The organism is Nocardia brasiliensis NBRC 14402, from assembly GCF_000308475.2.
Lineage (GTDB): Bacteria > Actinomycetota > Actinomycetes > Mycobacteriales > Mycobacteriaceae > Nocardia > Nocardia brasiliensis.
This window is the reverse complement of record NZ_BAFT02000024.1, coordinates 45,068-70,330: the sequence shown is the minus strand read 5'-3', so window position 1 is coordinate 70,330 and position 25,263 is coordinate 45,068. Positions and strand designations below refer to the sequence as shown.

The window sequence follows — 25,263 nt, the reverse complement described above, 5'->3', positions numbered from 1 at the left end:
CATGCAACCACGGACGCGCGCAGCGGGCGAGCACGGGGCGGCGAGCAAGACAGGCGCACAAACTACTATGAGCAATTACTCGCTTTCCCTCGCCCGTCCCGGAGGTGCCTCGATGCCGGACCAGCGTCGGCTCAACCCCCGCAAACAGCCGCGCCAATATCGGGCCGAACTCACCAGGCAGCGCATCCTCACCGCGGCCGCGCGCGTTTTCGCCGAGCACGGCTACGCCGCCGGTACCACCAATCGAATCGCCGAACAGGCGGAGATCTCGATCGGCTCGCTGTACCAGTACTACCCGAACAAGGACGCGATCCTCGTCGAACTGATGACCCGCCATCTCGACGCGGGTGCAGCCACCGTCGAACGTCTCCGCAACGAGCGGCTGCCCGACTCGTTGGCGGAGACCATGCGGATATTCGTGCGGGCCGCGATCGAGAACCACCTCGACGACCCGCAACTGCTGCGCGTGATGATGGAGCAGACACCCCGCTCGGCCGAACTCTTGGCGAAGATCGCCGCACACGGCGAAGAGCGCGTCGTTTACCTGCAGCACATCCTCGACCGCCATCCGGAGGTCCGGGTCGTCGACACCTACACCGCGGCCCGGCTGGTCGTCTCCACCGTGGAATTGGTTGTACACCACCTGATTGCGTCCCACGAGCCGATCGAACTCCCGCGTTTCGAGAACGAACTCACCGCGATGCTCTTCCGCTACCTCAGCGGAACCTCGTCAGATCGCGTCCGGCTCGAAGGCTTTGCGGCAGCGGACAATACGTGAAACAGCCGGTCGAATAGCCCAGGGCGCGCAGCAAACCCGTTGCGCCAGAACAGCACAGAACGACGCGGGGTCTACCCGGTCGGGCGACGATCCCGCCATGGTGCCGCGAGCTCCAGTTGCGTAGCGACCTGCAGCAGCAGGTCTTCGCGGCCGGGAGCGGCGACAAGCTGAATGCCGATCGGCAGGCCGTCGGCAGTGACGTGGAGGGGCAGGCTGATCGCGGGTTGGCCGGTGAAATTGGCGAACGGGGTGAAGGGCGAGAACTGCACGCTGCGCTGCAGGGCCGCCATCGGGTCCGCGGCGTCGGAGAGCAGCGCGCCGGCGGGCAGGGGCGGTTCGGCCAGGGTCGGGGTGAGCAGCAGGTCGTGCTCGTCCCACCAGCTCAGGACGGTCCTGGAGAACGCGGCGACCCCCTCGACCGCGGCCTGTCGCTGCGCCCAGGTCACCTCGCCGCCGTGCACACCGAGCAGCCAGTTGAGCGGTTCGACGTCGGCTTCGGTGACCGCGCGGCCCAACCGGCACGCGAGCCCGTCGAGGAGCGCGGCCATGCCCGAGGACCAGAACGTCCCGAACAGCCCGTCCAACGTCGAATCACCAAGGGCCGCCGGGAATCCGGGCTCCAGGTGATGGCCCAGCGATTCCAGGAGCCGTCCCGAGACGCGCACTGCCTCAGCACATTCCGCGGCCACAGCGGAGCCGTCGAACCGGGTGTCGAGCACCCCGATGCGCAATGTGCCCGGCTCGACGCCGGAGGCGGCGAGATAGCCGTCTGCGCCCGCGGTGCCTCGCGAAATATCCAGCAGCAGAGCGGAATCGCGCACCGAGCGGGTGACCGCGGACTCGGCGATCAGGTCGAACACCGAATCGACCGCCCGCCCGGCCGCCCGCGAGGGCTTGAGCCCGACGAGGCCGCAACACGAGGCCGGGACACGGATGGAGCCCCCGGCATCGGTGCCGTGCGCGGCCGGCACCATCCCGGCCGCCACCGCGGCGGCCGCACCACCGCTGGACCCGCCCGAGAAAAGTGCAGTGTTCCAAGGGTTCCGGGTGGCGCCCCAGGCGACGGAATCGGCGGCGGGCACGGTACCGAACTCCGAAGTCGACGTCCGTCCCGCGAAGATCAGCCCCGCCGCCCGCAAGCGCGCCACCAGCGGACCATCGGCCGCGGCCGGGCGGGCCTGCGCCGCGAGCGCGACATTGCCGTCGGTGCAGACCTGGCCCGCGACGTCGGTGAGCAGGTCCTTGATCAGAAACGGAACGCCGGCCAACGGCCCGGTCGAATGCACCGCGGCCGCGCGCGCCTGGTCGAAATAGCGCAGCGTCACCGCGCCGAGGGCCGGATCCAGTTGCTCGATCCGATCGATCGCGGCCTCGACCAGATCGATCGGTTTCAACTCCCCTGACCCGGCGAGCTCGGCCTGATCGGTCGCATCCAACCAACGAGTCAGTTCTGAAATCAAGTTCACCCCATCGTGTCTAATACCGGTTCCGACACCGGCGGATAACTGCGGCCTCACTTCGCCGTCATTTCGGCAGCTCCGCACCCGGATTCGTTATCCGGTTGGGCCACAACGGCTTGCGATACAATGGCGGCCCCGGCTACCCCTGGTCGCCCGAGAGGTAGCCGGAACCCGTGCGGGAACGAGAACCTACGCGCGGGGAATGACGGGGAGCAGCACGTACGGGCGCCGATCGGCCGTCCCGACCAACGTGGTCCGACCGTCGAAGACCGGATTGTCGCGGTCACCCGGCAATTCATGCCAGTACGCACCGCTGCCCAGCAGTTCGCGACCGTAGACGCTCTCCTGTGCACCGGGCAGGCCGTGCGTGTAGTCCTGACCACGCACCGACAGACCGATCTGATACCCGGCGGGCGCGACGATCGAGAAAGGCCAGATCTCGACATCGGCTTCGTACACGGTCCCCGGCGTCACCGGCGCCGAACAGCGTCGGGCAGATCTCCGGCGCGCTTCCGTACTGTCGGTCGACGGGACATTCGAACCAAAGGAGCAGGCTTCGTGTTCACCGGCACAGCAACGGTCGACAGTCTCGTCAGCAGCCTCGCCAAGAAGCCGCTCACCGTGGTGGCCGGTGCCCGTTTCGCCGATCGGCAGGTCTCGACCATCGAGTTCTACGATCCGGTGCGCGGTCTCCCCCGAGACGGGGCCTTCATCCTGGTCGCCGCCGACCTCGGCCCGAATTGCCTGCACGACGTCGTCTACGACGCGGCGCGCCACAACGCCGCGGCGGTTGCCGTCAAAGGTGAGATACCGCCGCTGCCCGCCTCGTTACCGCTGACGATCGTGCGGGTCCGGTCCGACGTTTCCTGGATGGACCTGGCCAGTGCGTTACGCGAGCAGCTGCTCGAGCACGTGCAAAGACAATGGTCCCCCGCCGAAGCCGCCGCCGATCTGTTCGCGGTCGCCGACACCATCAGCGCCGCGGTGCACGCGCCGGTGACGATCGAGGACTGGCGCTCCAACGTGCTCGCATGGTCCGCGCAGCAGACGACGGCAGACCCGATGCGCACCGAATCGATCTTCGCCCGCACCGTCCCCGGCAAACACCTTCGTGCACTGGAACAGCACGGCATCTTCGAACGGCTGCGGACGAGCACCACTCCCGTTTTCGTCCCCCAGGGCGTCGCCGGCGACGGCGCCGCGGCCCGGGTGGCGATAGCGGTCCGTGGCGGCGGGTCCGTCCTGGGCTACGTCTGGCTCGTCGTACCGCAGCCGCTGTCCGCCCGGCTGTCCCAGCGCTTGACCGCGGCGGGCGAACTGGTCGCCGCGCACTTGATGGCCGCGGGACACGACACGTGCGGCCGAGCGCAGCGACGTCGCCGTGAGCTGGCCGAAGCCTTGATCACCGGCGGACCGACCCGAATCGCCACAGCGGAAAAGCTGGGCCTGTCCGAGGGGCCGGTGTCGGTGCTGGCGCTCGGCTTCGCACGGTCCGCGACGGCTCGCCGCGCGACTCCTTCCGCCGGAATCTCCGCGGAAACAGCCGATTTGCGACGCATCGAGGATTCACTCGCCCATTACCTGGCCGCGGTGCACACTTCGGGCGTGGCGATCAGGTCGGACCATACGGTCTACGGAATACTTGCCTGGCCGCACCGGACGCGTAAGCAAGCATGCGCCGCAGCGCAATCCTTGGCGGCCGACTTCGCCGGACGAACCCCGCTTCCCGTTTCCTGCAGAATAGCGGTGAGCCCGCCCGCCCAGTCCGTTTCGGATTTAAGCCAGGCGCGCATCCAGGCCGAGGAAATATTGCGGACGATGTGCCACCCCGCGGTCGCCGCCGATGCCGTGGCGAATCTCGACGGCACGTTGCTACCGCTGGCTTTGCTACAGCTGGCCAATTACGCCGATTCCATCGCGCTGCCCGAATTCGTCGGCGCACTGCGGGTGCTGGCAGATCAAGACGGAGAGCAAGGACCACTCCTGACCACCCTGCGGGCCTACCTCGACAGCGCGGGCCGGGCCGAGGTCGCGGCGGAGACGCTGCGACTCCACGTCAACACCGTGCGGTATCGCATGCGGCGGATCAGGGAGGTCTGCGCCCTGGACCCCGAAGACGCCGACGCGATGCTGCTCGCCCAACTCCAACTCCGCGTGCGCGAGCTACGACGCCGCAACCATCCGGCACCCCACTGAACGACTCCGCGCTCGCACGCCCGATCGGCGGAACCTATTGCGCTGGTGTGAAAGTCGCGCACGCGGCGTGGTAAACGCCGGAAGCGCCTACCGGCTCCGGACTCGACGTGGCCATCACGGCGAATTCTTCCGCCGCGCCATTGTTCGGCGCTGTTATCGCGTAAATCGTTCCGCCGCAAGTCCGAACAGGTAACAGTTCAGTGTGTCGCCCTCCATAACGCGGCTCGGATCGGGACGTCGCGGGGAGCCGAACAACGCGTCCGCGTCGGCGACGATCGCAGTAGGACAAACGTTTTCGCTTGTCGCCCCCGCCGTCAGGGAAATCCGAGCTAAGGTAACGTGTTGATCGACAGCGGGCCTCAGCGAGAGCGGCCGGATCCGCCGAAGTCCTCGACCTTGGACCTACCGAAAGAAAGGGCAAGACACAGTGGACCTTCGTGACGTCCCGTGCGGTCCCGGACGTTTGCCTGTTGTCGGACACGGTTGGCGGTTGGTGCGCGACCCGGTCCAGTTCATGGTGGATCTGTCCAGCGTCGGAAAGATAGCCCGGGTCGATATCGGCAGCCGTGTCGTCTACGTCATCACCGATTTCGAACTACTGCACAAGGTGTTGATCGAGAATTCCAGCACCTACGAGCGCGGGCTCCTCTTCGAACGCATTCGTCTCATATTCGGGGAATCGTTCATCGTCGCGGACGGCCAAGAGCACAATGATATTCGTCGCATGCTCCAGCCCGCGTTCCATCGCGCCGAGCTGGAAAGCTACGCGTACATCATGAAGCGTAACGCGGATGCGCTGGCGGATTCGTGGCAGTCGGGCCAGGTCGTCGAGTTCACTTCCGTCCTGCTGCGTTTGGTCATCACCGACCTGCTGGGGTCCATGTTCTCGCACGAACCCAGTGACGAAGACATCCAACTCATCTCGGGTCTGATCAACGATATCGGCGCCGGCGCCATCGTGGGCAGCATCTTGCCGAAACGAGTAGCCAGCCTGCCATTGCCGGTGAACCGTAACTTCCGGTCGGGAGGAGCGCGACTGCGCGGCTTCTGCCGGGAGCGGCTGGTCGCGCGCCGGGCCAGTGGTGTCCGCCGCAACGACCTGATCGATATCCTGCTGGACTCGCCGGAGGCCGCACAGCGTGGTGACGAGTTCCTGGTGGAGCAGGCGATGACGGTGCTCTTCGGCGGTATCGACGCCCTGACCGCCACGCTGACCTGGACGATGTACGAGCTGGGACAGCATCCCGCGGTGGCTTCGAGACTGCAGGAAGAGATCTCTGCCGCAGGCGATTTCAGTCCCGGCAGCCTCGATAAACTCGACTACCTGAACCAGTTCCTGAACGAGGTCACCCGATCTCATTCGGCACTGCTGCAGACCAGGCGCAGCGTCACCACGGTCGAACTCGACGGTTTCGAATTCCCCGCCGGAACCGATATCGGCTACAGCCTCGCGGCCATTCACCGCAACCCGAACATCTTTCCCGATCCGGACGTTTTCGACCCCGACCGGTGGTCGGCCGCCGGGGTGAAACATCGAAGCTTCGCTCCGTTCAGCATGGGCAAGCAGATGTGCATCGGCAATAACTTCGCCTGGATGGCACTGCAAACCACGCTCTTCAGTCTGCTGTCGAAGTGGGAGTTCCAGGCCGTCCCGATCAAGAAGCCCGGGCGAGCCATGGGACCGATCCCGGTGATGAAAAGGCTTCCGCTCGAGGTTCGTCCGGTCTCCGGCTAGGTTCTGTCTTCTGTCGCTTGGTTTGCTCGCGTTTGGGCTTGTTGGCTGGCTGCCGAGGTGTGACTTGCTCAGGTTGGCGTGCCTGCCGCGGGAGTTACAGGGATGGTGCTGGGCGCGTCAGGTGCCGTGCCCGGCTTTAGGCGCATGTCGGGTGCGTGAAGGTGGGGTTCCGGCGTGGTCGTCTGGCTGTGGTGCTGTTTCGAGAGTTCCTTGACGAGGTGTCAGCGGTTTCGGGTGGGTGGCGTTGTGGCTCGGCGTGTTTGGTGGGTGAGTCGCGGGGTCACAGACCTTCCGTACGGTTCACAGCAGCTGTAGCCCCTGTGAGCAGTAGGAAACCTCTGTGACCCTCAACCTATCTGTCGCTTGGTCCAGACCAACCGGTCCGCTCCCCAACCGCCCTCTCTTTCCCAAGCCGCTCGAGACGCCACCACAGCCAGATGACCACGCTGGAACCCGCCTCATACACCTGACGTGCACCTACAGCCGGGTACGGCACACGACGTGCTCAGCACTATCCCGGTAACTCCCGCGGCAGGTACACCGAACTAGGCACGCGCGCATGGGACTTCGAGACAGAGCCCGGTCGAACAATCGACGCCGTAGCCACCACGCTCAGCTCAGGGTGCACTCGATTTGGTGAGCGTCGTTCTGCGCTGTCCGGACACGCGGCGAAGCAGGATCGGCAGGGCGGCCGTGACGACGAAAAGGATCGCGGCGACGACGACGAAATAGAGCAGAGATCCGTTACGGCCGAAGCGCGGGAGGAAGGCGACCTCCTGGCCGGTGGCGGCGACGGCGTTGAGGAACGGGGCGTACGCCTGCAGGGTGAGGCCGTGCGGTAGCAGATTGACGGAGTTCTCGGCGACATAGACCCAGAACAGCAGGACGGCAATGGCGGCGGACGGGGTACGGATCACCGATCCGACCGCGATGCCCACACCACATGCGGCGAACGCGTAGCTCGGGACGGTCCAGAGGAACCGGATCCCGGCGGCATCCGTGATGTCCACCGCCCCATAGATTTTGGGGAATTGAGCGGGCAGCGTGACCATGACGACGACGAGCAGCACCGTCGTCGCTATCGCCGTGATGACGCCGTAGTACATCCACCGGGCCAATGCGACCGTCCAGGACCGGGGAAACAGGAAGGAGTTGAGATCGCTTGTCTGACCGCGCCATTGGGTGGCGTGGGCGTAGGCGGCGGTGACCATCATGACCGACACGGACAGGGTGATCACCCAGTACACGGAGTTGGTGGTGGAGACCGTGGCCACATAGCTCTGCCCGGGGAGGTCGGCGAGTCGTTCTGCGACAGCGGCGATCGCGAAGGTGACGATCAGCGGCAGCGCGAAGGTGAGGGGGACGGACACGGTCCACAGGAAGCTGCGTCCCGCGGTGCGGGTCCATTCGGCGGCGATGCCGCGGCGGATCAGGGTGGCCGGGCCGGGGCCGCTCATGGCGTCACTCCCGACGGGAGTTCGGTGGGCAAGCCGGCGATGCGCAGGTAGGCGTCTTCGAGGCCGGCCTCGCCGGGCTCCAGGGTGTTCATGAGGTGGGCGAACGGCTGGTCGGCCAAAACGCGTCCGTTTCCGATGATGACGATGTGATCGGCGTTGCGTTCGACCTCATCGAGCAGGTGGGTGGCGACCAGGACGCACGTCCCCGCATCGGCGAGGTCGCGCAGCAGTCCGCGGATCCAGCGGATACCCGCGATGTCGAGGCCGTTGAGCGGTTCGTCGAGCAGCAGGGTCTGCGGCTCGGAGAGCAGTGCGGCGGCGATGCCGACCCGTTGCAGCATGCCGAGCGAATAGTGCCCCAGCCGTCGGTCGGCGACCCGGACGAGATCGACGAGCTCGAGGACGTCGTCGACCCGGCCGGTGCGCAGTCCACGGGCCCTCGCGATCCAGCGCAGGTGCCGACGCGCGGTGTGGCGCGGGTCGAAGGCTCGGTAGTTGAGGTGCATGCCGAGCGAGGCCGGTGTGCTGTGGTGGGCCCGGACGACGGTGTCGTCGACCCGGACCGTACCGACAGCGGGCGTGATGACGCCGCAGATGCACCGCAGCAGCGTGGTTTTGCCGGTGCCGTTGAGACCGATGAGATAGGTGAGTGCCCCGTCTGCCACGCTCAGTTCGGGGACCTCGAGGACGGTGACCCCTGGATAGCCCAGGGTGAGGTCACGGATTTCGATCACGGCGCGCGGCGGCCGATCAGAAGTCGCAGCCCATGGCCAGCCCGACGGCCTTGACGCCCTCGCAGACGGAACTGTTGGACAGCTTCCAGACACCGTCGATCCGCTTCCAGACCACGCGCGCAACAAGATCCGGCTGTCCCGCCGACTTGCTGCGCAACATGGCGGTGTGCACGTTGCCCTCGTGGGTTTCCGGACCGGTGATCTCGTTCGACCCGCGCGGAGCCCGATACCAGCCGATGTTGTACAGGGTGCGGGCAACCACGACCGCCCGCATGCCGCCTTCCATATGGGCGGCCTTGGCCTCGTCGGAGCCGGGCAGCTCGATCAGGAACGCGACCTGGTCGTCGAGTTCGTTCACGGTCGGGACATCGGCGGTGACGAGATCCCCCGGCGACGCGGCGGCGAGAGGGGCATTGACAACCGAGGCACCGGTCGTGACCACGGCGACCGTCATGATCGACGACACGACACCAGCGACAGTTGTGAGGGTCTTCATTATTTCATCCTCTTGATCGACTGGGACAGCACCTGATGCACGCTCGAATGTGCAGGCGGCCAACAACAAATTGGCGTACCCGACATTACTCCTGTTCCTGCCGGATTCTCAGGGTTTGCGGCCGATGGCGGCGTCCATGATCATCCGGGTTTTCGGCAAGTCGGGGCGCAGCCACTCCTGCACCGGGACCACGCCGGGTTCGAGCAGTTCGAAGCCGTCCAAGAAGGCTTCCGTCTGCGCCGGGGGCCGGAAGCAGACCTGGGCGGACGTGTTCTTGGTAGCCGTGAGCACCTCGAGTACCTCGGGGGCGGACGAGGTGGACCCGTGCGTGATCGCCAGCAAACTGCCCGGCGCCAACCGGTCACGGAGGGCGGCGATGATACCGGCGGGGTGCTCTTCGTCCATCACGTAGTGCAGCACACCGATGATGGTGATGGCCACGGGCTCATTGAAATCGATCAGGGTCTGGTTCTTCAGCTGATCGAAGATCTCGTCGGGATGGCGAATGTCGCCCAATAGTGCTGTGACGCCGCGCGGGCCGGCCAGCAGCGCGTCACAGTGGGCGTGCACGACCGGGTCGTAGTCGACATACACCACCTGCGCCGAAGGCTCGATCTCGCGTGCCGCCTCGTGCACGTTGGGCGAGGTCGGGATACCCGAGCCGAGATCGATGAACTGCCGGATGCCGGCATCGGCGGCCATCTGGACCGCCTTGAGCATGAAGCTGCGGGCGAACCACGCCACAGTCTTGATTTCGGGTGCGCGAGTGAGCATTTCGTTGCCCATGTCTTCGTCGACCTCGCGATAGTCCTTCCCACCCAATAGGTAGTCGTACACCCGCGCAGAGTTCAGCGCGCCGGGGTCGAACGGTTCCGGCTTTCGGTCGTTCTCCGGCGCAGGCCCTTCAGTTGCTTCGACCACGGGTGTAACCGTAGCCGATCACCCCCGCAGGCGTGTGCTCCTCCACGGATCTGGCGCGCGGATGTGTTGGAATTCGTGGCGCCGTACCCCGTAGCGCCCCTTTCAAACCGGCCCTTCGGTCTGTGCCGGAGCGAACCGCGCTCCGGCACAACGGTGTTCGCGACGCAACCGACAGCCCGATATACGCCGATTTCGCCGACCCGGCAACCGGATCTCGGCGCGCGACTGCGGCTTTCGCCGCGGTCCGGACTGCACTCGGAACGTCACGGTGTGCACCATGTCCGTGCATGTTCACCTCGGTCGGCGACGTCCGACAAAGGCCACTGTGACCAAAGACCGTTTCACAGATCCGTTTCCGCCAGGGCTACCGCGTGCGCGACCGCGGATCGCGCCCGGTCGACGGTCGTATAGCGCCCTAGACCGCAGGGCGCCGCAACGTCCAACGGCCCGCCGTAGGCCGCCTCCGCGACCGCCAGTGCCTGCCGGGCCTGCGCGAGCGGCTGCGCCGCATGCGCGAGCCCGGCGGCGACACGCGTATCGGCGGGCAGTTCGAGGCGGGCCAGGGGCGCGTAGTACCGCGGCCGAACCGGCGCCTGTTTGCCGTCACCGATGGGCATGTGGACGAAATCGAGATGTCTTCCCGCGGGCCAGTATCGGGCTATCGCGTTCGCCAGATCGACGACCGCCGCCGCCGATCTCGGCGCCACGGCCGGCTTGTCGTCGAGACTGCCGAAGCAGAGATGGACGCCGAAGTGGGCGTCGTGGGGCGCCCGTGCGACGAGCCGGCCGATCGCCCGGCCTGCCGCGTTGGCCGGCCCCTGCCGCAAGGCCCCGGGCATCCGCGCACAGATGAGCGTCTCCGCGGCCAGCTCGAGTTGGAAGACGACGTTGTTCCCCAACTTCTCATGGATTCGGACGATCTCCCGGACAGTCGCGTCGACGATCGGGCGGTAATAAGGGAAGGCTCGCGCGCCGCGCTGCGCCGAACGTCGACGCCACACGAGCATCCGCGCCTCGAACGCGATGAAGCCGATGACGAACGGCGTCGGTATGCCCACCTGAAAGCGCAGTCCGGGATCGGTGCGCCGCATATCCGCCAGCGCCTCGAGGGCACGATCGGTCTCCGCAGCGTAGCCGAGCGCGGCGTCGAGATCGGCTTCGATCAGCGACCGGCCCTTCCTGAGCCGAAAGGTGTTGCGGGAACGCAGCGTCGACCAATCCCCGCGGCGCACGGGCGCCAGCGCCGGGATACTGTCGAGCCGGTCGATGATCGGCCTGATGTACCACTGGGCGCGATAAGGGTCCGCCTCGCCACCGGGTAGCACGCCGTCCAGATATTCACCGGCGGTGTCGACGGCGAACGCCATAGCCTTCTCTGGAGTGTCCAACTGTCCGGGCAAGCTGCCCACGAAGTGAATCCTGCGCTTAGGCTGCACCGCGTCAGTGTTGCACATCTGCTCTGCGACAGGACCGTCCGAGGGTCATCCCGACGGTGCCGGGTCGGTGCGCGCGGCTATATGCCCATCGGGACGAACGAGGATGAGCGTTCCGGGACGAGCGTCGTAGTCGCGGAAAGCGTGACCATCGACGTCGATGACGTGGCGGCCGATACCTGGATCGTTCGGGCGGTGTCCAGTGCCCCGCACCGCCCAGACGTGGACGTCGGAATCTGTTGCGCAAAGCGCGGTTTCACCGAAGGACAAAAGGGTGTGCTGCGGCCCGCGGTAGAGGTCGAACAGCCGTAGCCGCTGTCCGGCGATATCGGTGACGGATGCGTCGGGGGCGCGGTCGCCTGGAAGGAGGGTGCCGGTGGCGGCGGGATCACGGTAGGTGATGTCGAGCTGGTGCGTGTGGTCGCGGCGGTGGGCGTCCTCGGCCCCGCTGGTGGCCCGGTGCAGCAATGCGGTGCTGAGGCCGAGGACAGCAGCCGCGACGGCGCGGCGTTCGATGTCGTAGGTGTCGAGGAGCTCGTCGTCACCGGTGGCGAGTTTCCAGCCGAGGTTGTAGGAATCCTGGACGCCGGTGTTGAGACCCTGCCCGCCGGTGGGCGGGTGGACGTGGGCGGCGTCGCCGGCCAGCAAGACCCGGCCGGAACGGAATCGTCTGGCCAGGCGGATGTTCGGACGCCACACGGTGCACCAGGTCAGGTCGGTCAGGCGGATGTCGGAACGGCCGGAGCAGGTGTCGACGGCAGCTTGGAGGGGGCCGAGGCCGGGTTCGATCCCGGCGGGCAGCGGCATGCCGACTTGGAAGTGCGGTCGCCCGGGTAGTGGCGAGAAGACGACCCCGATGGCCGCATCGGCGGATGCAAAACAGTGACCGTGCGTGTGATCGAGAGCGTCGGCGCGAACATCGCCGAGCAGCAGACGCGTGGATTCGTCTGTGGAACCGTCGAATTCGATCCCGAGCGTGCGGCGCGCGAGGCTGTGCGCGCCGTCCGCGCCGATCAGATAGTCGGCTCGGACGGTTTCGGTGGTTCCCGCGTGTGCCAGAGTTACCGTGACTCCACTGTCGTCCGCGGCGAACCCTGCTGTTTCCGTGGCGAGTTCGACCTCGACACCGAATTCGGCCAAGCGGGCGCGCAGGATCGCCTCGGTGTCGGATTGGCCGAGCGTCCACGGATTCGGGTAAGGCACAGCAGAACTCGGCGGTATCGGGTCGGTCATCCGCAGTTCGCGCTCCGGGGCGCCGGCCCGGTAGACGAGGACGATCGGCTGCGGCGCACCGGCTCGCAGCACGCGGTCGATGATGCCGAGGTCGTCGAAGACTTCGAGGGTGCGTGGCTGGAGGGTGTCGCCCCGGGAACCGGTCGGATGCCGCACTGCCTTGTCGACGATCCGGACCGGGATACCGCGGCGGGCGAGGTCGATGGCCAGCGTGAGGCCGGTGGGTCCGGCCCCGCTGATGAGGGTGTGGATGCGCATGACAATGTCTCCGGGACGGGTCAGCCGGGTGTGACCAGACCGGTTTCGTAGGCAGCGATCGCGGCCTGGGTGCGGTCACGCAGCCGGAGTTTGGCCAGAATCCGGCCGACGTGGGTTTTCACGGTTTCCTCTGCGATGCCCAGGGTTTCGGCGATTTCGGCATTGGACAGACCGCGGGCGATCAGGGTCAGCACCTGGGTTTCGCGGTCGGTGAGGGCCTGTAGGCGCGCATCGTCCGGTCGGTGCCGGGCGGGTAAGCGGGCGAACTCGGCCAGCAGACGCCGGGTGACCGACGGCGCGAGCATCGCGTCCCCCAGCGCGATCGTACGGATGCTGTCCACGATCACGAGCCCACTGGTGTCTTTGAGCAGAAAGCCGCTGGCGCCGACGCGGAGCGCGCGGAAGACATATTCGTCGAGATCGTAGGTGGTCAGCACGATCACCCGGGCGGGTGCGCCGGAGGCGACGATGCGAGCGGTGGCTTCGAGCCCGTCGAGTCGCGGCATCCGAATATCCATCAGAACCACGTCCGGTCGGAGGTCGGCCGTCAGACGGGCCGCTTCGACGCCGTCGGCGGCCTCGCCGACCACCTCGAGATCCGGCTGGGCGGTCAGCAGCACCGAGAGTCCGTCGCGGATCAGGGCCTGGTCGTCGGCGATCAGCACACGAATCGTCATGGCGCGTTCCGCTCCGTCAGTGGCAGGACTGCCTGGACGGAGTAGCCGCCCTCCGGTGTCGGCATGGTCTCCAGACCGCCGCCCAGGACGGCTACTCGTTCGCGCATTCCGATCAGCCCACGACCGCCGCTTCGCGACGGCGCAACGGCGCCTCCGGGCCCGTTGAGCACCGATATCTCCAGTTCCGCAGTGCGATAACACAATTCGATTCGAACGTCGGCGCCGGGAGCGTGGCGTACCGCATTGCTCAGCGCTTCCTGCACAATGCGGTACGCACAGATCTCCACGCCCGTCGCAAGCTCCCGCACCGTCCCCTCGCGGCCCAGGAGCACCTGCCGTCCGGCCGCACGGATGCCCTCGACCAGGCCATCGATATCGGCGATGCGAGGTTGCGGCTGGGTGGGTTCGTCGGCTTCGGCGTGCAGGACACCGAGAATGCGCCGCATCTCGGTCAGGGCCGCCGAGGCTCCGGTGTGGATCGCCGACAGACTCGTCAGCAATTCCGGCGGCGGGTCGGCGATCCGGTAGCGCGCGGATTCGGCCTGGATCGCGATCACCGACATGTGGTGCGCGACCACGTCGTGCAACTCGCGCGCGATCCGGGCCCGCTCCTCGAGCAACACGGTGCGTTGCTGCTGGTGCGCCGATTCCCGCGCCTGCTCGTACGCGGCGCGGCGGGCGTCGATCACCGCCCGCACCGCCGCCGCGGCCACCAGTACCAAACCCGCCAGCACCGCGGACCCGACGATATCGGTCCACCGCGCGTGCGGCATCACCACAGTCAGCACAACGCCCATACCGGTGGTGGCGGCCCATACCACCGCGGCGGTGCGCCAAGGCACCCGCACCGCCAGCAGGGCGAGCACCACCAGGTAGCTGTTGAACATCGGCTCCACCCACGACGGCCCGCCCACCGCGACCGACGCGTACCCGACCGCTACCGCACTGACCAGCCAGCCGAGCACGGCGAACCGCAGCTGCAACACGATCGCCAGGGCTTGCAGCAACGCCAACCCGGTGGACTGCCGCAGGCCGAGGTCCGTGTCGGACACCAGCGTATGGTCGACCACCACGAACACGAACACCGCAACGACCAGCACCGCCGGCACCAGCCACCGCTCCCCGATCCGAATCGTCATACGTCCCTGCGTTCCAGCGCCCGCCGCGCCGAGTACAGCGCCGACACCGCGGTGGCGGCGACGAGGACCAGCCGTGGCCAGCCGCCGAGCGAACCCATGAGCTCGGGGGCGGCATCGGCGTTGTGTGACAGTTTCGCCACCACGGCGCTCGGCGCGGCCACGGTCGCCCACTTGTGCAACTCCCCGAATGCCTGTGCCGCCGTCAGTTGTGGCACCACGACATGTGCCGCCACCATCGCCACCGCACCCACCGACCCGCGCAGCAGCACCCCGGCGCCGACGCCGAGCAACGCGACCAACGGGAAACAACACCAGATACCGATCAGGCCCGGAAAGACTTCGCCGACTGGATATTTCGCCGCATCGATGGTCGCCGATCCGATCAGCAGCGACGCCGAGGGCGACAGCACGCCCACGACGGCGGCCACCACGGCGACCACAATCGCCTTCGCCGCCAACACCACGGTCCGCTGCGGCGTGGCGGCCAATACCGGGCGGATCGTGCCCGCGGAATACTCGGTCGTCACCACCAGCGCACCCCAAGCCGCGACCACCGCCAGTGCTGCCGACACTCCCGTCAGCGCGCCGCCCATCAGGGTGTCGCCCGGCGAGAGGCTCCCGGTCACCCCCACCAGCACCGCCGACACCGGGCCCAGCACCGACGCCGCCACGGGCAGTAGCGACAGCGTCCGTGCCGACCTGATTTTGACTGTCTCCGAACGGATCTGGTCACCCAGGAGCGACCGGTACGGCACGGCGACGCGCACCGCGCTCATGCCGCCCGCCCCGCCGCACCGTGCGCGAACTGCTGATGCTGCTCGACCAGTCCGGTGAACACGTCCTCCACCGAAGCGTGTATCGGCGTCAGCTCATCGAGCACGATGCCGTTGCGCGCCGCCAACCGGCCGATCGCGCGCGACGAGATCCCGTGCACCACAGCGGAATCGCCATGCAGCTCGACCCGCGCTTCGGCGCCGATCGTCTCGACCAACACCGGGAGCTCGGCCGCGCGGACCCGCACCACCGGATCCGCATGCCGCTCGATGAACCGCGTCATCGGCTCGTCCGCGAGCAACGTGCCCGCGCCGATCACCAGCAGATGATCGGCGACCAGCTGCATCTCGCTCATCACATGGCTGGACAGCAGCACCGTGCGGCCCTGGTCGGCCATTGAGCGCAACAGTCCGCGAATCCACCGGATGCCCTCGGTGTCCAACCCGTTGACCGGTTCGTCCAGCACGACGATCGCCGGATCGCCGAGCAATGCCGCGGCGATACCCAGCCGCTGCCGCATCCCCAGCGAGAACTCGCCGACCCGTCGTCCGGCCACCTCGGCCAAACCGACCGCACCGAGCACCTCGTCCACGCGCGAGCGGCGAATCCCGTTCGCCGCCGCCAGCACCCGCAGATGCGCGACCGCGGTCCGCGATGCCAGTACGTCACCGGCGTCCAGCAACGCGCCGACGACATGCAGCGGACGGACGAGTTCGCAATAGCGTTTGCCCGCCACCCGCACCTCCCCACTCGACGGGGTAGCGAGGCCGAGAATCATCCGCAGCGTCGTCGTCTTGCCCGATCCGTTCGGGCCGAGGAACCCGGTCACCCGGCCGGGCGCCACGGTGAACCCCCCGTCCCGCACCGCGACTGTCCGGCCATAAGCCTTGGTCAAGCCTCTTGCTTCGATCACCTCCCGACCATAAGCGGCCTCCGCCGCCACCCACATCCCACTGCAGAGCCCACTTCCGCGTAGCTCGCACGAGCGACGACCCGCGCTGCGCTCAGCGGGCGAATTCGTTGTAGAGGCGGGTGAGCTCCTCGGCGAGGGTGGTGGCGGCGGCGCAACCGCTGCGCGCGGTGACCTCGACGGTCTCGGTTTGGACGCCGCTCTCGGTCTCGGGCGGGTCGGTCGCAATATAGATCGCGCAGGTGCCCGGTTCCGAGTCGATGGGCTCGGGGTCCTCCAAGGCCTGGAATCCGCCGATCGTCAATTTCCGCTGCCCGCGCAGCGGTTTCATGTGGCTGTAGCTCCGATACACGTAATGGATCGCCTGGAAGCTCGACTCGTCTCCTTCGTCCAGGCGGTAACCACACCAGAACAGGAAGTCGTCGAAGTCCGGCTCGAGCACGGGACGGTGTCCGGGCCCGACCTTGCCGAGCACGGCGCATGGGTCGATGGCGGCCAATCGCGAATTCATTTGCGGATACTGCGATTCCGCGCGCAACGGGCGATCGGTGCGCCGGGCGGCAGGCGCTGCGGCGAGGTCTGCGGCCATGTTGCACGCTTCCACCGGCGTCGGCGGATCACCGATGTTCCGCCGCAGGATCACGCCGAAATCGACGCCATAGCTGTCATTCAGGCGCAGTTGGGCATAACACGAGTTGCCGGACTCGTCCGCATGGTGGATCCACACCGTGGTGCCACCGACCACGCGCGGCACGGCGTCGGCGACCACCTTGCCGATGTCGATCGTGATCCGCGGGCCGTCGAACCAGATCTCGCACGGCCCGAAGACGAAGCCTGACGCACCGCTCATCACCGGCTTCCCGATCCGGCTCAGTGCCACGGCATCGACGTAGGCACAGGGATCCAGCGCTCGAATACTGTTGCGGAAGTTGATCTTTTCCCGGTCCGCCGCCGACAACTGATCCGTGTACGACGGCAACTCCGGCAGTTCCGGCCGTTTCTGGGGTGTTGCCGTGGCACACGAACACAGCGCCGCGGTAACGACCCACGACAACACGATCGCCATGACCAGAACGATTCTTCGCTTGATGCGCGTCAACTCACGCGCGGGGATGGACATGCGGCAAAGGTAGTCGGCTGCCGATCAGGTCAGAAGACCACTGTGCCGAAGGTCGGCTCGCCGCCGTGGCAGGTGGGGTAGCTTTGGACATCGTGAACCTGACTCTCGTCGCGGCCAGCTCGATCATCGCTGCGGTGACCGCGTTCGGTGCGACGATGTACGAGTTATGGCAATTCACCAGTAAAGAAGGCAGATGGCCGTGGCGGTCCGAACAGGAGTCCGCCGCAGGGGATCTCACTCGCCCGCCACCAGGTTTCTGGTGGTGTAGCAATGTCGGCCTGCGCCTGCTCGCGACAGCCGTGCTCGCCGGTGCCCTGGCCGGCGCAGGCTGGATAGCGGATGCCAAGGCCGGAATCGCGGTCGGACTCACCGGCGCACTGTCTTTGAGTTCTCTCGCAAACGGCAAGGACACCGGCGTCGTACCCGCAACACCGGAGCAACCCGCCCGGGAGGAGACATGAACTCCATCCTGGGTACTTGGCGGCGCCCTACCGGACGCACGCTTGCCAGGCCCGCCACCTTTCTCGACCGGGTTGCGGCCGCCATGTCCAACCGTCCGCTTCCCAGCGCATCCCCCACTCCGCCCGCGGACATCGGCCGATCGCCGCACAGCAATCGTCGCGCGGGCGAGAGATCCGAATCCGAATACTCCGCACCGCTGATGGTAATTCCCGCCTGGCGCAGTGAACTTCAGGATGCGTCTACGACCGATGACCAAGAGCTGCCCGCGCATCATCTCCACCAGGACGGTAAAGATTTCGCCTGGGCACCTTTCGACAATCGATACCTGCTCACCGTGTCCCTGCCCCCAGCTTCGATCGATGCTGATCTCCTCAGAATTCATGCCGTCGGTCAGCCGACGACAGCCGACCTGCTGCTCGTGCTGCATCCTGGTCCGGACAACCGTCGCATCGGCCGGATCATCACCACCATCGCCGGTTACGACGAGCTGACGCTCACTGCGATCCTGGCCACGGAACTTCGCGCCGAGTTTCGCGAGCAGATCATCGCCGCGATCGGTGCGTCCCTCACCGGTGAACGCAATGCCTGGCGGCGAATCGCGCGCAATCTCCTTGCCGACGACCCTGTTCGGCGCGCAATCGTCGATGGACTCGAGCGGACGTGAAACTCCCGGCCGCGCTGTGCTCGCGTCCACGGTGGCGACATTCATGTGACGCCGATGATCACGATGGCGCGGCCGAAATCGACGTGATTGCATCATCTTTCATCGATTGACGACCGTCTCGTCGAGTCGCGAGCGGGAAGGCACTGATGGTGGACCCAGAGCAGGCGCCCGATCTGGACGAGCGTGCGTTGCGCGAGCTCTACGAACAGCTCACCGGCTCACGGGCACAGCCGACCTGGCTCGCGCAATGCCGACGTGCATTCTCGGACAGCATGACACGCGATCTGCTCGACCCGACCACGCGCGAAGCGCATGCCCTGACGTGCTATTCACGACAATGGCGGACCGACCCGCTCCGGGACGAGGCCGAGACACCGGACCAGTCCGGTAGTGTGCGCGCTCCGTTCGACTACTCCGCCGCATTGGCAGTCGCGCATCTCACCTGCGCGATCGCCGGCACACGCGAGCCCGCGCAAGGTGCCCAGACATTCCTCGACCACTTCGCTGCCAGCGGGCTCTGCTCGGTGGGCACCCCCTTCGTCGCGGGGCCTCGACCACACGGTCCCGCCACACTGGTACAGGTATTCGCGCAGCTGTGGCGCGATGCGCCGACGCAACTGCGAGGTTTCGCGATCCTGACCGCGCTGGAGGTCGCCGGAGTCCGGCCGGCCGAGCGACGCACGACCGAAATACCTGTCCTGCTCGTCGCCAGCGATCGCGACAGCAATGGCAACGAAAAGGGCGAGGTCGGCCGACTGACTCTGCACCTACTCGAATCCGGCCCCAGCGGAATGCATCCCGACCCGGCCTGGAGCGGATTCACCCAACCCGACCCCGAATTCATCCGAAGCCTGCATTCCGCCTGGAACAGCAGCACACTCACAGAAACCGACTCGTGTGTGCTCTGGTCAGTGACCGGCGAACATGGCGGTCCCTACGCGAGGCTGCGCGGCGCCTCGATGAGCGTCGCGATAGCGATAGCACTCAACGACATCGCGCCCCGCCACCCGCGCTTGCACGCACTCAGGCCACACACGCTCGACCCGAAAACCACAGCCACTGCCGATCTGAACACCGACGGCACACTCGCGCATGTCACCGGCTACGCGGCCAAACTCCCTGCCGCGAACAGCAAAGGCCTGCGGATCATCGTCCCCCTCGATGACTACAACGAAGCCAAAGACTCTGTACCGCATGGCTTCTGTCCGCAACTCGTACCCGCCCACACACTGGCGGACGCAATCGCCGAGGCGAGAACCAGACCCAACCCCACCCGACGGGTCGTGGCACTCGCCATCGCGATGGTGGCCGTCCTGGCGGGCGCATGGACATGGGTACTCGACGCGAACCACCGCGCCGAACTCGAGGTGACGCGCTCCCGACAGCTCGCCGACACCGCACGCACGCTGCGCGAGATCGATCCCGCCGTCGCCCAGCAACTAGCGCTGGCAGCGTTACGCATCGCCGACACTCCCCAAGCGCGCACGGAGTTGCTCAGCTCCTCAGCGGGCGATGTGCCGTACCGGATCACCGGCGCCGGAACGATTCTCACTACCGCCCCGAACACTGACCGTCTCGCCGCCGCCGCCCCTGACGGCCGAGTGACATTCGCGACGATCACTGCCAGCGGAGTCAACGAGTTGGCAAGATTCCCAATAGATTTCGAGGTATCCGGCATCTCTCTCAGTCCGGATGCGCAGCGACTCACTGCCTGGCATCAGATCGACCGGAAGCAATGCACGCCATTCGGCAACGACGCGGTCAGCTGTGACGCCGTCCCAGGCACCGCGCGCGTTCAAGTGTGGGATATGAAAGGTCGACCGCGCCCGATCTACGACCTTCCCGTCGGGGACGACGAAGTCGTCTCCACAGCGACCGCCGCAAACTCGCGCGAGATAGCCGTAGGGATGCGAAACGGCAAGATCCTGCGATGGGACATCAGCAGCGACACCGCACCGGCTCCGCTGCCCACCCTCGAGCTTCCCAGTGGCTATCCCATCGTGGCGTACAGCCCGGCAGGAACACTTCTGGGCGCGGCCGGGACCGTGTCGCCAGGGCAAACCAACCAGGTGCGCATCTGGGACACCACACGAGTCCGCTCCGACGGCGCGGTCCCGGATTTCGATCGTCCGCCGACCAGCATCGCCGTCATGACGAACCAGACACGCCGACTGATGTTCAGCCCCGACAGCCGAACTTTGATACTCCGGAACTCGAAACTGCCCGGTCTGGAATTCTTCGACCTCAGCAATGGACCAGCGCACGCCGAACCCACCAGCGTCGTCGCACCGATCGGAACCAGCACCGATCGACAGCCGCTGCTGGATCTGGACTACTCCAGCGACGGCGCCTACCAAGCCATCGCCGCACAAGGCCGAGAAATCACTGTGAACTCCAGCGACGCAGACAAAGGCCGAACCCTGCACACACCGGCAGACGTCTATTCTGTGCACTTCTTGCGGCAAGGGCGCTCACTCGCAGCCGCCACCAGCGACGGAACGGTCTGGATATGGTCGCTTCCGACGCAGCGCACAGACTTCGGCATCGCCATCGACGCCCTCCCGAACACACCGGGTGCCGGGTACTCCGTAAGTGCACCGCTGCTACGTCGATGGAACTCGGTCGGAGCAGGATTCCTTTCCAGCCGACAACTCGACGCAGCGATCATCACCCGGGACATGGACGCTTGGAGGTCTGCCGAACCAAGAAAGAACTTCGACGGACTGCACACCACCGTGTCGGCCGACGGACGAGTCGCAGCCATCAGCGAAGGCAGCAGCGGCGTGTACCTATGGGATCCAGGCGCACCCGATCAGAACTCCGCACACTCGCCATGGCGCGCCACCCGGCGACTACCCCCGGTCGATGTCCGCTCGAGCGGCACCGGTTCTGTCGCAACGAATCCCAGCGGGACGCTCCTCGCTGTCGCATCGCCTTCGAAGATAGCAATCTGGAACCTCGAAGAAGTCGCCGACGCGTCGACAAACCCTCGCGTCCTGGACAACGACAACCCGCTCGACCAGCCGGGCAGCTACCCTGACCATCCCACCATGGCCCTCACCGACACGGGTGTCCTGGCAGTACTCACCCGCGGCAACGATATCGACGTCTGGGATCTCCGCGGCTCGTCCGTCCCCCGCAAGCAGACCATCGCCCGCAATGACATGGCCCGGGATCCGCGTGCGATCGCCCTCAATCATCAAGGCGTGCTCGCTGTTTCGAACGGTGCCGCAGTCGAGATCCGTCGCATCGACGAAAGCCGAGCAGTGACCACCCTCGGGGGACCGTCCGGTGATCGAGCAACCATATCCGCTCTCGCCTTCGCGGCCGATGGCACCGAACTCGCGATCGGCCGCGACGGATCGATCGAGATATGGAACATCGCGGACCCCGCATCGCCACACGTGACGCTGGAATTGCATACCGTTGACGACGGTCCCCGGCATGTCAGCTTTGCGGGAACTCCCGGCTATCTCGCGACCGCCACCAGTAATGCCTTGCCCGCCCGCGTCTATGCCCTTCGAACCGAGGAACTCGCCGCAGCGATCTGCGAGAGTAAAACCACACTCCTCACCGCGGCGGAATGGCAAACCTACGCCAGAGAAGTCCCCATGCCGGCCTTGTGCTGAGCGACGGCTCCACGGCAATTGCTCACGGCTGGTGCCAACGGGAGCGTCCGTCCCCGGCGGGGCCACACACCATGGGTTTGCCGGTCTTGCTGATGCCCGGGGCGCCGTCGGGGCTGCAGAAAGCACCGGGCGTCACTCCCGCTCTGGGAGCAGGCGCGTCCGCTGTAGGTGCGGGCAGCGGACGGGGTGCGGGCGCCGGGGCGGGGAGTTCCGGCGCCGGCACCGGCGCGGCTGTCGACGGAACCGACGGCGCGAAAGGTTGGATCGCCACCGGAGTGGTCGGTGCCGGGGTAGCCGGGATCAGTGTGGGTTCAGAGCTGGTTGCCGGCGTGGGTGCAGGTTTGGGTATGGGTTTCGTAATCGTAGTGGCCGGTGTCGTGCTGGGCTCTGAGTTCGTTTGCGTGCCCGGTTCGACCGAATCCGCTTTCGGCGCAACGACTCCGATCATGATGAGCAACAGAAAAGACATCGCCAAGACCCATCCTGCCGTCTTGCGGTTGCGAATGCGCGCCCAACCCCAGTCGACCACGCACCAGTCCGCAACCATTACCGACTCCGCGGGTACGACTGCGTACCCATCCGCTTGCGCTCGTCGATGCACCAACGCGCTGACGGAGAATCGGCCTGCGGCGACAGCTGGGCCAGAGCCTGTTCGACTGTGCCACCACGGGTCAGCGGGTCGTGGTGGGGGTTTGGGAGGACCGGGCGGTCGGGGTGGCTGCGCGGGATTTGCGGTGGGCGGCGATCAGGAGGGTGAGGATCGAGAGCCAGGTGAGGAGGAGGGGGCTCGGGCCGCCGAGTAGGTCGCAGGCGGTGATCCAGAGGGCGAGGGTGCAGGTGAGGAGCGGGGGTGGGACCAGGTTGTGGTGGCCCATTCGGGTGATGGCCCAGCCGGTCAGGAGAAGTGGGATACCGAAGCTGGCTACCGAGACGAAGAAGGCGCCCAGGATCGGTTGGGGCGCTCGCAGATCCAGGGAGCTGTCCCAGAGATCGCCGGCCAGCCAGTCGTCGAAGAAGCCGCGGGTGAGGATGAGGGCGCCGACCGTGTGACCGGCACCGAGCAGGGTGATCAGACGGCCGGCCCAGACTACTGAGCGGGCGTTGTCGAATGTTTTGATAGTCATGGTTCGACTGTTCTGCACGGCGGCGTGCACCACTTCCCGCCGCGGAGTGAATCGACTCCCCCATTCGAGTGAATCGCCGTATCCGTGGTTCTGGGATGATCGACGTGTGCAATTCCGGCAGACGCTGCGGTCGGCGACGGGCCCGCTGGTGCGGCCGTCGACCTATCTGCGCGGCGTCTATCTGGCTCTCGGCGGGGTCGCGGTCATCCCCTACGTCGGCCTAGCAGCAACCTTCGTGATCGGCTTGCGGCGCGCGGAGGCCACCGCGGGTGACCTGGCCCTCGTCCTCGCGCTCGCCGTCGGTACGGCCGTGGTCGCCGTGGGCGTGACATTGCTCCCGGCAGTGCGGACGCTCGAAATAGTCGTTGTCCGAGCGCTTTTGGGGGTACCGCTGCCGGATCCGGACCCGCCGTCGAGTCGTGCGTGGGAATCACGGACACGGGGCGCCGTCTGGTACTTCCTGACGCTGATCGTCGGCGGTTGCGCGACGAGTGTGTTCATCTGGGCCGTCCCGACCGCCGCGACGATGCTCGTCGTGCCGTTCGCCGGTTCGCATAAGGCGACGCTGCATCTGACCGAGCGGTTCACGGTGTCGGCTCCCGACCTGCCGACGGCCATCCTGACCGGCTGTGCGGGTGCCGGGTTACTGGTTGTCGCGGTGTACGTCGTCGCGGGGGCGGGTTCGCTGCTGGTGCAGCTGGCCCCGGCGTTGCTCGGACCTACCCAGGCCGATCAGATGGCCGCGCTGCGCCGTCAGGAGCGCAAGCTCGCCGCAGGAAACCGGCTCGCCCGCGAACTGCACGATTCGGTCGGCCACGCATTGACGGCGATGACGATGCAGGCGGCGGCCGCCGGTCGGGTGCTCGACGACGATCCGGAGTTCGCCCGGCGCGCGCTACAGCAGATCGAGGCAGCCGGACGAGCCGCCCTGGACGAACTCGACCAGGCGCTCGGCATGCTGCGCCGGGGCGTAGACGAGGAGCTGTCCGGCTCGACCCTGGCGGGCCTCGATCGACTCACCGCCGGCTGCCACGGCGCGCGGATCGCGACTACCATAGTCGGCGATCTGAATACCGTGCCCGACTCGATATCTCGCGAGGCTTTCCGAGTACTGCAGGAGGCTTTGACCAATGCCGTGCGGCACGGTGACGGTGGCGCAATCGATCTCGTCGTTCGTGCGGCGCCGCCCGTCGTTCAGCTCGAGGTGTCGAACGGTGTGGCCCGCGGGTCGTCGACCGGACACGGGCGCGGATTGATCGGTATGCGGGAACGGGTTCTGGTGCTCGGCGGCGAGCTACGTGCCGGTGCGACGGGTGAGCGATGGTCGGTCGATGCCACCCTGCCGTGGGTGGTGACGCCGTGATCGCGGTGCTCGTCGTGGACGACGATCCGCTGGTGCGCACCGGCTTACGCGCAATCCTGGATGCTGAGCGCGACATCGATGTGGTGGGCGAAGCGCAGGACGGCAGCGAGGTGCTCGACCGCGTCCGCGCAACGCGACCGGACGTCGTGCTGATGGACGTCCGGATGCCGACCGTGGACGGTATCGCCGCCACGAGAAATCTGTTGGCCGCCTTGGCCGACCCGCCGAAGGTAGTGGTGATCACCACCTTCGAGAACGACTCGTATGTCTACGACGCACTGCGCGTCGGCGCGAGGGGCTTCCTGCTCAAGCGAGCTCGGCCCGAAGAGTTCGTGCAGGCCGTCCGCACGGTCACGACCAGCGACTCGGTGCTGTTCCCGAGCGCGATCCGCTCGCTGGTCGCCGCGCGCCCCCCACTGCCGAACAACGTTCTGGCACAGGCGAAACTGACCGACCGCGAAACCGAAGTACTGCGCGCCATGGCGAGCGGCCTGAGCAACGCCGAGATCGCGGCCTCGATGTTCCTCGGTGTCGAAACCGTCAAAACCCACGTCCGCAACGTGTTGATGAAACTGCGCGCACGAGACCGCACCCAGGCGGTCATCACCGCCTACGAGTCCGGTTTCATCGCACCGGGCCGTTGACCGGCGCAGTCCAGGCTCCAACTGTGGCGATGCCGAATAGTGTGCACCACATCCGA

At 66.7% G+C, this 25,263-nt stretch carries 22 protein-coding genes; 8 read left to right on the top strand and 14 right to left on the bottom strand.

Annotation, left to right across the window (positions count from 1 at the left end; all coding sequences use genetic code 11):
• Positions 1 to 112: 112 nt before the first annotated feature.
• Entirely contained in the window at positions 113 to 778 is a 666-nt protein-coding gene (locus TY25_RS05775) for a TetR/AcrR family transcriptional regulator (protein WP_042254661.1), read from the top strand.
• 71 nt (positions 779 to 849) lie between these two features.
• Here TY25_RS05775 and TY25_RS05770 read toward each other — a convergent pair whose 3' ends face one another.
• Positions 850 to 2,244 (bottom strand): amidase, encoded by a 1,395-nt coding sequence (locus TY25_RS05770; RefSeq protein WP_042254659.1) that lies wholly within the window; start codon positions 2,242 to 2,244, stop codon positions 850 to 852.
• A gap of 183 nt (positions 2,245 to 2,427) precedes the next feature.
• Complete coding sequence (locus TY25_RS44410) at positions 2,428 to 2,886, bottom strand: CocE/NonD family hydrolase C-terminal non-catalytic domain-containing protein (RefSeq protein WP_226887481.1); 459 nt, start codon at positions 2,884 to 2,886, stop codon at positions 2,428 to 2,430.
• Here TY25_RS44410 and TY25_RS05760 point away from each other — a divergent pair.
• The gene (locus tag TY25_RS05760) at positions 2,797 to 4,434 is read left to right on the top strand and encodes a PucR family transcriptional regulator (protein WP_052382826.1); all 1,638 of its coding nucleotides are present in this window, start codon (positions 2,797 to 2,799) and stop codon (positions 4,432 to 4,434) included. The two genes, TY25_RS44410 and TY25_RS05760, sit on opposite strands and share 90 nt — an antisense overlap.
• Positions 4,435 to 4,861: 427 nt before the next feature.
• Complete coding sequence (locus TY25_RS05755) at positions 4,862 to 6,169, top strand: cytochrome P450 (protein WP_226887311.1); 1,308 nt, start codon at positions 4,862 to 4,864, stop codon at positions 6,167 to 6,169.
• A 617-nt stretch (positions 6,170 to 6,786) separates the two neighbouring features.
• Here the strand turns inward: TY25_RS05755 and TY25_RS05750 are convergent.
• From TY25_RS05750 to TY25_RS05700, 11 genes are all read right to left on the bottom strand, one after another.
• Complete coding sequence (locus TY25_RS05750; RefSeq protein ID WP_042254653.1) at positions 6,787 to 7,626, bottom strand: hypothetical protein; 840 nt, start codon at positions 7,624 to 7,626, stop codon at positions 6,787 to 6,789.
• Positions 7,623 to 8,360, bottom strand: coding sequence for an ABC transporter ATP-binding protein (locus TY25_RS05745; RefSeq protein ID WP_042254651.1), 738 nt, complete (start codon positions 8,358 to 8,360; stop codon positions 7,623 to 7,625). The genes TY25_RS05750 and TY25_RS05745 overlap by 4 nt, the downstream gene beginning before the upstream one ends.
• 16 nt (positions 8,361 to 8,376) lie before the next feature.
• Positions 8,377 to 8,856, bottom strand: coding sequence for an MTB12 C-terminal domain-containing protein (locus TY25_RS05740; protein ID WP_042254649.1), 480 nt, complete (start codon positions 8,854 to 8,856; stop codon positions 8,377 to 8,379).
• 108 nt (positions 8,857 to 8,964) lie between these two features.
• Positions 8,965 to 9,777, bottom strand: a complete 813-nt coding sequence (locus tag TY25_RS05735; protein ID WP_052382825.1) for an SAM-dependent methyltransferase — start codon at positions 9,775 to 9,777, stop codon at positions 8,965 to 8,967.
• Positions 9,778 to 10,118: 341 nt separating this feature from the next.
• Positions 10,119 to 11,186 (bottom strand): hypothetical protein, encoded by a 1,068-nt coding sequence (locus tag TY25_RS05730; RefSeq protein ID WP_146153956.1) that lies wholly within the window; start codon positions 11,184 to 11,186, stop codon positions 10,119 to 10,121.
• 72 nt (positions 11,187 to 11,258) lie between these two features.
• Positions 11,259 to 12,701, bottom strand: a complete 1,443-nt coding sequence (locus TY25_RS05725; RefSeq protein WP_042254647.1) for an FAD-dependent monooxygenase — start codon at positions 12,699 to 12,701, stop codon at positions 11,259 to 11,261.
• A gap of 20 nt (positions 12,702 to 12,721) precedes the next feature.
• Positions 12,722 to 13,378, bottom strand: coding sequence for a response regulator (locus tag TY25_RS05720; protein WP_042254646.1), 657 nt, complete (start codon positions 13,376 to 13,378; stop codon positions 12,722 to 12,724).
• Positions 13,375 to 14,517 carry a sensor histidine kinase gene (locus TY25_RS05715; RefSeq protein ID WP_052382823.1) on the bottom strand — a complete coding sequence of 381 codons (1,143 nt, stop codon included), beginning with the start codon at positions 14,515 to 14,517 and terminating at the stop codon, positions 13,375 to 13,377. Before TY25_RS05715 ends, TY25_RS05720 begins: the two co-directional genes overlap by 4 nt.
• On the bottom strand, positions 14,514 to 15,293 hold the full coding sequence (locus tag TY25_RS05710) for a hypothetical protein (protein WP_042254645.1): 780 nt from the start codon (positions 15,291 to 15,293) through the stop codon (positions 14,514 to 14,516). The genes TY25_RS05715 and TY25_RS05710 overlap by 4 nt, the downstream gene beginning before the upstream one ends.
• Positions 15,290 to 16,204 (bottom strand): ATP-binding cassette domain-containing protein, encoded by a 915-nt coding sequence (locus TY25_RS05705; protein ID WP_042254708.1) that lies wholly within the window; start codon positions 16,202 to 16,204, stop codon positions 15,290 to 15,292. Before TY25_RS05705 ends, TY25_RS05710 begins: the two co-directional genes overlap by 4 nt.
• Positions 16,205 to 16,295: 91 nt before the next feature.
• Entirely contained in the window at positions 16,296 to 17,267 is a 972-nt protein-coding gene (locus TY25_RS05700) for a hypothetical protein (protein WP_146153955.1), read from the bottom strand.
• A 146-nt stretch (positions 17,268 to 17,413) separates the two neighbouring features.
• Between TY25_RS05700 and TY25_RS05695 the strand changes: the two genes are divergently transcribed.
• The 3 genes from TY25_RS05695 to TY25_RS05685 all read left to right on the top strand — a co-directional run bounded on the left by TY25_RS05695 (position 17,414) and on the right by TY25_RS05685 (position 22,076).
• The gene (locus TY25_RS05695) at positions 17,414 to 17,782 is read left to right on the top strand and encodes a hypothetical protein (RefSeq protein WP_146153954.1); all 369 of its coding nucleotides are present in this window, start codon (positions 17,414 to 17,416) and stop codon (positions 17,780 to 17,782) included.
• The gene (locus tag TY25_RS05690) at positions 17,779 to 18,447 is read left to right on the top strand and encodes a hypothetical protein (protein WP_146153953.1); all 669 of its coding nucleotides are present in this window, start codon (positions 17,779 to 17,781) and stop codon (positions 18,445 to 18,447) included. Before TY25_RS05695 ends, TY25_RS05690 begins: the two co-directional genes overlap by 4 nt.
• Positions 18,448 to 18,593: 146 nt before the next feature.
• A complete protein-coding gene (locus TY25_RS05685; protein WP_042254640.1) occupies positions 18,594 to 22,076 on the top strand; it encodes a WD40 repeat domain-containing protein in 3,483 nt (1,160 codons plus the stop codon).
• Between the two features lie 671 nt (positions 22,077 to 22,747).
• On the opposite strand, the gene TY25_RS05680 is transcribed toward TY25_RS05685, so the two are convergent.
• On the bottom strand, positions 22,748 to 23,200 hold the full coding sequence (locus TY25_RS05680; RefSeq protein ID WP_115347047.1) for a hypothetical protein: 453 nt from the start codon (positions 23,198 to 23,200) through the stop codon (positions 22,748 to 22,750).
• A 106-nt stretch (positions 23,201 to 23,306) separates the two neighbouring features.
• On the opposite strand from TY25_RS05680, the gene TY25_RS05675 reads away from it, so the two are divergent.
• Together TY25_RS05675 and TY25_RS05670 are read left to right on the top strand one after the other, a co-directional pair.
• Positions 23,307 to 24,563, top strand: a complete 1,257-nt coding sequence (locus TY25_RS05675; RefSeq protein ID WP_052382821.1) for a sensor histidine kinase — start codon at positions 23,307 to 23,309, stop codon at positions 24,561 to 24,563.
• On the top strand, positions 24,545 to 25,207 hold the full coding sequence (locus TY25_RS05670) for a response regulator transcription factor (RefSeq protein ID WP_226887310.1): 663 nt from the start codon (positions 24,545 to 24,547) through the stop codon (positions 25,205 to 25,207). Before TY25_RS05675 ends, TY25_RS05670 begins: the two co-directional genes overlap by 19 nt.
• Positions 25,208 to 25,263 lie beyond the last annotated feature (56 nt).

Coding starts and splice junctions, on each gene's coding strand:
- TY25_RS05690 (WP_146153953.1), top strand. CDS start 17,779: ATGAACTCCATCCTGGGTACTTGGCGGCGCCCTACCGGACGCACGCTT.
- TY25_RS05775 (WP_042254661.1), top strand. CDS start 113: ATGCCGGACCAGCGTCGGCTCAACCCCCGCAAACAGCCGCGCCAATAT.
- TY25_RS05685 (WP_042254640.1), top strand. CDS start 18,594: ATGGTGGACCCAGAGCAGGCGCCCGATCTGGACGAGCGTGCGTTGCGC.
- TY25_RS05720 (WP_042254646.1), bottom strand. CDS start 13,378: ATGACGATTCGTGTGCTGATCGCCGACGACCAGGCCCTGATCCGCGAC.
- TY25_RS05710 (WP_042254645.1), bottom strand. CDS start 15,293: ATGAGCGCGGTGCGCGTCGCCGTGCCGTACCGGTCGCTCCTGGGTGAC.
- TY25_RS05715 (WP_052382823.1), bottom strand. CDS start 14,517: ATGACGATTCGGATCGGGGAGCGGTGGCTGGTGCCGGCGGTGCTGGTC.
- TY25_RS05725 (WP_042254647.1), bottom strand. CDS start 12,701: ATGCGCATCCACACCCTCATCAGCGGGGCCGGACCCACCGGCCTCACG.
- TY25_RS05750 (WP_042254653.1), bottom strand. CDS start 7,626: ATGAGCGGCCCCGGCCCGGCCACCCTGATCCGCCGCGGCATCGCCGCC.
- TY25_RS05700 (WP_146153955.1), bottom strand. CDS start 17,267: ATGGCGATCGTGTTGTCGTGGGTCGTTACCGCGGCGCTGTGTTCGTGT.
- TY25_RS05680 (WP_115347047.1), bottom strand. CDS start 23,200: ATGACTATCAAAACATTCGACAACGCCCGCTCAGTAGTCTGGGCCGGC.
- TY25_RS05740 (WP_042254649.1), bottom strand. CDS start 8,856: ATGAAGACCCTCACAACTGTCGCTGGTGTCGTGTCGTCGATCATGACG.